The sequence below is a fragment of the Streptococcus sobrinus DSM 20742 = ATCC 33478 genome (assembly GCF_000686605.1).
Classification (GTDB): domain Bacteria; phylum Bacillota; class Bacilli; order Lactobacillales; family Streptococcaceae; genus Streptococcus; species Streptococcus sobrinus.
In genome coordinates this window covers 1-1,603 of sequence record NZ_JMLC01000052.1, presented here as the reverse complement: position 1 = coordinate 1,603, position 1,603 = coordinate 1, and the positions used below count along the sequence as shown (strand labels likewise).

The following is a 1,603-nucleotide window of genomic DNA, read 5'->3' as shown; positions in this document are numbered from 1 at the left end:
TCACCGACCACGAAAATGTTTAGCTTACAGAACTGCTAGTGAAGCTCTAGAGGATGAGTTCAAGTAAATGTTGCACTTATTCTTGCAATTTATCGTCTATAAAAAACTGGGAAGATCGTTATTAGATTCAATCGTAAAGCGGGAACCTTATTAAATATATAACTTTGCTGGCTTTGAGTAACTGTCATGTAGTCGCATTTAAGGATTAGTAGAAAATTTATAATAAATAGCAAGATGAAAAATATTAGTAGTGTGCCAATTATTATTTGTACGGAACAATCTGTCCCTCCAATTATTTTTTCAACTTTAAATCTAAAAATATAAAAATAAAATCCAGCAAAAATAATCAGCAATATATCTAAAAGCCAAGTCATAATAGCTATTATAGTGTTGGCCATCCTTGATAATATCATCTGGTATATCGTGTCAAGCGAAAAGAAAACAGCAATATACTCAACATGAAATAAGAGTAGCAGAGCAAACTTTTCTATCACTGTAAGAATGGCAATACTCCCTAAAAATGGAAAGACTAAGAGTTGCACTCCCTCAAAAAGTATTATTCCTATAAAAAGTTTATAAACTTTTTGAGCTATAAGAATTTCTTTTTTTGAAAAGGGAAGAATATTTGTAACATAACTCGAGCTTCGAGTGAGAGATATAGTGGAATTTAGAAAAATAAAGAAGGCAACCGATAAAATCAGATACATATCGGTATAACTCATAATAGTTATTTTTAACAGCTTCAGAGCCTCAGTCCCGTTTGATATGTTATTAGCACTCTTGACCAATTGCCCCGTTGTCCTCATATTGGAAATAAAATAGGCGAAGTAAGAAATAAAACATATCAGAAATAAGGAATAACGATTAATTTTTTGTTTTAGAAGACCTCGCTCAAGCGCCCCCTTTAGAATATCGTTAAAATAGTAATGTAGTAAACTAAATAAGTTCTTTAATCGTATCGACTCTTTCATGAACTCTGCCCTCCTGTATCAGAAGTTTAGATAGTTGCTGTGCACTCCCCCAATAGCTCCTTAACTTTCCGTTTTTCATTAGATATATTTCTTCTGAAAAACAGTTAATTATATTTTCCTCGTGAGACACTAATACAATTTTTTGTTTTTTAGAGATAAGCTTTATAATTTCCTGAACAAGTATAACGGTTTCAAAGTCTAAACCACTAAAAACTTCATCGGCTAGCAAATAATCAACATTTAATGATAATGCGATGGCTATTTGAATTTTCTTTTTCATTCCAAACGAATAGGACTCAATAACCTCTTTTTGAGCCTCAGCCATTCCAAGTAAATCAATTAGTCTATTATACATGTCTCTGGATGAGTTTGGATAACGTGACAGGATAAATTCTGCATACTCCTTTCCAGTTAGATACTCTGGCATTAAAGAATCTGAAGGAATTAGAAAGATTCTTTCTTTAAAATACACAGAACTAAAGTCACTACCATTGAGAGTAATCTCCCCAGAATCTTTTGACAGCAATCCCGTAATAGTATTTGATAAATTGCAAGAATAAGTGCAACATTTACTTGAACTCATCCTCTAGAGCTTCACTAGCAGTTCTGTAAGCTAAACATTTTCGTGGTCG

General features: G+C 32.6%; 2 pseudogenes. Both read right to left on the bottom strand.

Features of this window, described 5'->3' with window-relative positions:
• Positions 1-95 precede the first annotated feature (95 nt).
• Positions 96-971: pseudogene (locus BS63_RS01000000111155) on the bottom strand (hypothetical protein); the annotation flags it as partial.
• Positions 937-1,512: pseudogene (locus tag BS63_RS01000000111150) on the bottom strand (ATP-binding cassette domain-containing protein); the annotation flags it as partial. The pseudogenes BS63_RS01000000111155 and BS63_RS01000000111150, both read right to left, overlap by 35 nt.
• Between the last annotated feature and the right edge of the window lie 91 nt (positions 1,513-1,603).